At 64.3% G+C, this 583-nt stretch carries 2 protein-coding genes; both read right to left on the bottom strand.

The genetic code is table 11. The features are described from left to right. The coding region (gene merD, locus QKY98_RS23650; protein WP_284671710.1) for a mercuric resistance transcriptional repressor MerD at positions 1-200 on the bottom strand (200 nt) is incomplete at its 3' end. Positions 201-217: 17 nt separating this feature from the next. Next, on the bottom strand, positions 218-583 hold a 366-nt coding region (locus QKY98_RS23645; RefSeq protein WP_502945106.1), incomplete at its 5' end, for an oxidoreductase dimerization domain-containing protein.

Here is a 583-nt window from a genome sequence, read left to right as displayed (position 1 = left end):
GCCAGCGCGTCGAGGCCGATGCCCGCCTCGAAGGCCGCCCGCACGAAGCACAGCCGTTGCAAGGCGGCGTCATCGAACAAGCCGTAGCCGCCTGGTGTGCACGCCACCGGGCGCAGCAATCCGCGCAGCAGGTAGTCGCGCACGATATGCACGCTCACCCCGGCATCAAGAGCCAGCCGGGACACCGTGTAGGCGTTCATTGAACACCTCCTTTTTCTCACCCGGCGCAGCAGGAAAGCTGCTTCACATCCTTGTTGAAGGTCTGCGCCGCGAGCTTCAACCCCTCGACCATCGTCAGGTAGGGGAACAACTGGTCGGCCAGTTCCTGCACCGTCATGCGGTTGCGAATGGCCAGAGCCGCCGTCTGGATCAGTTCACCCGCTTCCGGCGCGACCGCCTGTACGCCGATCAGCCGATGGCTGCCTTCCTCGATAACCAACTTGATGAAGCCGCGTGTGTCGAAGTTGGCGAGCGCACGCGGCACGTTGTCCAAGGTCAAGGTGCGGCTGTCGGTCTCGATCCCGTCGTGGTGGGCTTCCGCCTCGCTGTAGCCCACGGTCGCCACTTGCGGATCGGTGAACAC

Source organism: Pseudomonas sp. HR1, assembly GCF_030175875.1.
Lineage (GTDB): Bacteria > Pseudomonadota > Gammaproteobacteria > Pseudomonadales > Pseudomonadaceae > Chryseomonas > Chryseomonas oryzihabitans.
Note: the sequence above shows the minus strand (reverse complement) of the source record. Positions and strands in the feature narration are given on the sequence as shown.